The organism is Variovorax sp. 20P10.2.4, assembly GCF_058244205.1.
In genome coordinates, this window is record NZ_JBZAYE010000596.1 from 1 (window position 1) to 4502 (window position 4502).

Here is a 4502-nt window from a genome sequence, read left to right on the forward strand (position 1 = left end):
CGCTGTCGGCCGCGCGGCTCGACGGCGTGACCGAAGTACGGGCCGGCGTCTACGTGTTCTTCGACCTCGTGATGCACAACATCGGCGTCTGCGCGCCCGGGGACATCGCGCTGAGCGTGCTGGCCACCGTCATCGGCCACCAGGCCGAGAAGGGCTGGGCCATCCTCGACGCGGGCTGGATGGCGATGAGCCGCGACCGCGGCACGGCGAAGCAGAAGCACGACTTCGGCTACGGCCAGGCCTGCGACCTCGAAGGCCGCGCGATCGAAGGCTATGTGCTGAGCGGCGCGAACCAGGAGCACGGCATCCTGTCGCTGGCGGACGGCACGGCCGCGGACATCGTTGAACGCTTCCCGATCGGCACGCGGCTGCGCATCCTGCCCAACCATGCCTGCGCGACCGGCGCCCAGTTCCCCGAATACCACGCGCTCGCGCAGGACGGCAGCCTGCGCACCTGGCCGCGGCTGCACGGCTGGTGAAGCGAACGCCCCGCCGCACGCGGGGCGCCCGGTCGATCAGCCGGCCGCCCCGGCGAACAGCTCGGTCATGAACTGCGTCGACTTGAGCCCGGTGCCCGTCAGCAGCACCACCGTCTTCTCGCCCGCGCGGATCTCGCCGCGCTGCTCCAGCAGTTCGATGGCGGCAGCGGCCGACGAGGAGGTCGGCTCGGCATAGAGCCCTGTCGCCGCCAGCCGGCGCACGGCCGCCGCGATCTGCTCCTCGGTCAGCGCGACCGTGCCGCCGCGCGTCTCGCGCAGCGCCTGCAGGATCTCGCGCAGCCGCACCGGCCGCTTGATCGCCGTGCCCTCGGCGATGGTCGGCGCCACCGCGCGCTCGACCAGCGTGTCGGCGCCGGCCGTGAAGCTCGCGTCGATCGGCGAGCAGTTCAGCGGCTGCGCGACGAAGATGCGCGGCAGCCGGCGGATCTGCCCGGCCGCGAGCAACTCCTGGAAGCCGATGTGGCAGCCCAGCACGTTGCTGCCCGCGCCGGCCGGGATGATCACGTTGTCGGGCGCCTCGAAGCCCAGGTCCTCCCAGAGCTCGTAGGCCAGCGTCTTCGTGCCCTGCAGGAAGAAGGGATGCCAGTTGTGACTGGCGTAGAAGATCTCGCTGGACTGGCGCACCGCCTCTTCTTCGGAAGCCTCGCGCGGACCCGGCACGAGCTGCACCTCGGCGCCGAAGGCGCGGATCTGCGCCACCTTGGGCGCGGGCGTGTAGGCGGGCGCGAGCACCTTCACGCGCAGGCCCGCCGCGGCACCGGAGGCGGCGATCGCGGCGCCGCCGTTGCCCGAGCTGTCCTCGAGCACCGCGTCGACGCCGATCTGACGCAGGAAGGACATCATCACGGCCGCGCCGCGGTCCTTGAAGCTGCAGGTCGGGTTGAACCACTCGAGCTTGAAGAAGGGCTCGAGCCCGCCCCAGCGCTTCTGCACGAGCGGCGTGCAGCCCTCGCCCAGGCTCGCGGGCCGCTCGATCGCCACCGGCAGCGCCGCGCGGTAGCGCCACAGCGAGCGCACGCGCGTGTCGATGTCGTCGCGCGAGATGCCGGGCAGCGGCGTGATCATCATCGGGTGGCCGTCGTCGGAGCGCCAGCGGCGCTCGAGCAGGCCGTGGGTGCGGCCGGTGCGGGGGGCGATGTAGTGCGGGGTGTTCGGCATGGATCGGGTCCTTCGTTGCTTGATGAATGGATTCAGCGGGCCTGGTAGGCCTCGGAGGGGTTGTCGTTCGGCGCCGCGATCGCCTGGCGCAGCGCGGCGCTCATCGGCAGGTTCAGCGCCGCATTGCGCGGCGGGATCGGCTGCACGAACCACTTGTCGTAGAGCTTCGCGAGCTCGCCGTCGGCCATCAGCCGGCGCAGCTGGGCATCGACCGCGGCCTTGAAGGCCGGGTCGTCGCGCCGCAGCATGATCGCGATCGGCTCCACCGCGAAGGTCTCGCCCGCGATGCGAAAGTCTCCCGGCGTGCGCGCGCTCGCGATGTTGCCCGCGAGGATGTTGTCGTCGTCGACCCAGGCCACGGCGCGGCCGGTCTGCAGCAGCAGGAAGCTGTCGCCCGTGTCCTTGCCGTAGACCTCCTGGAACTCGACGCCGGCCGCCTTCTTGTGCAGCCGCGCGGTCTTCACCGCGCTCGAGCCCGAGGTCACGACCACCGTCTTGCCCTGCAGCTGCGCGATCGAGGCGATGCCCGACTTCGCGGCCACCGCGAGCCGTACCTCGGTGACGTAGGTGGTGAGCGCGAACGCCACCTCCTTCTGGCGCGCCGCGTTGTTGGTGGTGGTGCCGCACTCGAGGTCGACCGTGCCGTTGCGCACCAGCGGAATGCGGTTCGACGAGGTCACGGGCTGGTAGTCGATGGCCAGCGCGGGCAGTCGCTGCGCCTCGCGCAGGCCCGCGATCACGCGCTCGCAGAGCTCGACGTGGTAGCCGGTGTAGCGGCCCGCGCCCAGCGCATAGGACAGCGGCGCGCCCGAGTCGCGCACGCCCATCGCGATGCGGCCGCTGTCGGCGAGCTTGCGCAGGGTGTCGGCCGAGGCCGGGCCGGCACCGGCGGCCAGCAGCGAGAGGACGAGGACAGGGAACGCCAGACGGATCTTCTTCATGGGTTTCTCCGAGCAGAGAAAGAAAGAGGGAAGTCGGCGCACCGCCCGCGAAGGCGGCCGCCGGAGGGCACCGCGGTTCCAGACAATATATCCATTAATATACTTTTTGTACAGTTTTGGCGCGCGGTTTGGATGCTTCGTCCAGACCTGGATACATTCACCCGCATGAAGAAGAAGTCCGACAAGCACCTGCTCGAGATGCTCGACCACATCGCCGAGGGCCTGGGCCAGACCTTCGCCCCCTTCTGCGAGGTGGTGGTGCACGACCTGCGCAATCCCGACAACGCGATCCATGCGATCGAGAACGGCCTGAGCGGCCGGCAGGTCGGCCAGTCGGTCACCGAGCTCGGGCTCGCGCGCATCCGCGATCCCGAATTCCCGGCCGTGATCGCGAACTACGCCAATGCCTTTCCCGACGGCCGCAAGGTCAAGAGCACCTCGATCGGCATCAAGGACGAGCACGGCGAGTACGTGGCCGCGCTGTGCCTCAACGTGGACCTGACCCTGTTCCAGAGCTTCCAGAGCGCGATGTCGCAGTTCACGCGCATCGACGACAGCGAGGTGCGCGAGCACCTCGAGCCGGGCAGCGGCCAGTCCGAGCGCATCCATGCGCGCATCGACGCCTTCGCGGCCGCGCGCGCGACCACGCCGCGCTCGCTCAAGCCGGCCGACCGCAAGCAGCTGGTGCAGGAACTCAAGAAGGAAGGCTTTCTCGAGATCCGCCGCGGCGCCGAGATCGCGGCCGCGCACATGGGCGTGTCGCGCGCCACCGTCTACAGCGACGCCCGCTAGAAGCTACTGCGGCTGCAGCCCGATCTCGCGCGCCACGCGCTGCCAGCGCTCGGCCTCGGCGCGCATGAAGGCACGCAGCTCGCCGGTGGTCGAGCCGCGCAGCTGCACGCCGAGCGCCGACATGCGCTCCTTCACCGAGGCATGGGCCAGCGCCGCGACGGCCTCGGCGCGCAGCTTCTCCACCACCTCGAGCGGCGTGGTGGCGGGCGCGACCAGCGCCCACCATTGGTCGATCTCCATGCCCGCGAGGCCGCTCTCGGCCAGCGCGGGCACGCCCTGCAGGCCCGGGATGTCCACACGCTTCGTGCTCGCCACCAGCAGCGGCCGGATGCGGCGCGCGCCCACCAGGCTCGAGCCGCTGGCCAGGGTCGCGAAATGGCCGGCCACCGTGCCCGCGGCCACGTCGGTGAGCGCGGGCGCCGAGCCGCGGTACGGGACCATGTTGAAACGGATCTTCGAGCGCTGCGCCAGCAGCTCGCCCGCGAGATGGCTCACGGTGCCCGCGCCGCTGTGCGCGATCGCGGGCGGCGCGGCGCTCGCGGCGGCCGTCTTCATGAAGCTGCGGAAGTCCTTGCTGCCCTCGTCCATGCCCGCGAACAGCACCAGCGGCGAGGTGCCGATCATGGTCACCGGCGTGAAGTCGCGCAGCAGGTCGTAGGGCAGCTTCGCCGTCACCGCCGGCGCGATCGCATGCGGCAGCTCGACGATGACCAGCGTGTAGCCGTCGGGCGGCGCCTTGGCGGCGGCGTCGGTGCCGATCTGGCCGGCCGCACCCGGGCGGTTGTCGACGATCACCGACTGGCCCAGCGTCTGGCTCATGCGCTGCGCCATGGCGCGCGCGATGGCATCGGTGCTGCCGCCCGCGGCCCAGGGCACGACCAGCTTCACGGGCCGGTCGGGAAAGGCGCCCGCCTGGGCGTTGCCGGTGGCGCCCAGCAGGGCGCCTGCCGATGAAACGGCAAGGAAGGTACGTCGGCGCATCGCGTGCTCCGTGAACGAGGGACGAAGGAAGAAAGAACCGGTCTCAGACCGGCGGATCGGGCCAGCTCGGGTCGCAGGCGGCGCTCGCGGTGAGCATCAGCACCACGTGCGCATCGGCCGCCACCAGGCC

The 4502-nt window shown here is 70.9% G+C and carries 5 protein-coding genes; 2 read left to right on the plus strand and 3 right to left on the minus strand.

Going from position 1 to position 4502, the window contains the following annotated elements; translation table 11 throughout:
* A partial coding sequence (locus AC27VN_RS33780; RefSeq protein WP_490879395.1) for a type III PLP-dependent enzyme domain-containing protein occupies positions 1-479 on the plus strand: 479 nt, incomplete at its 5' end.
* A gap of 36 nt (positions 480-515) precedes the next feature.
* Here the strand turns inward: AC27VN_RS33780 and AC27VN_RS33785 are convergent.
* Together AC27VN_RS33785 and AC27VN_RS33790 are read right to left on the minus strand one after the other, a co-directional pair.
* Complete coding sequence (locus tag AC27VN_RS33785; protein WP_490879396.1) at positions 516-1658, minus strand: threonine synthase; 1143 nt, start codon at positions 1656-1658, stop codon at positions 516-518.
* Positions 1659-1690: 32 nt separating this feature from the next.
* Positions 1691-2599: an amino acid ABC transporter substrate-binding protein gene (locus AC27VN_RS33790; protein ID WP_490879397.1), complete on the minus strand. Its 909-nt coding sequence runs from the start codon at positions 2597-2599 to the stop codon at positions 1691-1693.
* 165 nt (positions 2600-2764) lie between these two features.
* On the opposite strand from AC27VN_RS33790, the gene AC27VN_RS33795 reads away from it, so the two are divergent.
* Positions 2765-3391 carry a helix-turn-helix transcriptional regulator gene (locus AC27VN_RS33795; RefSeq protein WP_057591408.1) on the plus strand — a complete coding sequence of 209 codons (627 nt, stop codon included), beginning with the start codon at positions 2765-2767 and terminating at the stop codon, positions 3389-3391.
* Positions 3392-3394: 3 nt separating this feature from the next.
* Here the strand turns inward: AC27VN_RS33795 and AC27VN_RS33800 are convergent, their stop codons facing one another.
* Positions 3395-4372: a Bug family tripartite tricarboxylate transporter substrate binding protein gene (locus AC27VN_RS33800; RefSeq protein ID WP_490879398.1), complete on the minus strand. Its 978-nt coding sequence runs from the start codon at positions 4370-4372 to the stop codon at positions 3395-3397.
* Between the last annotated feature and the right edge of the window lie 130 nt (positions 4373-4502).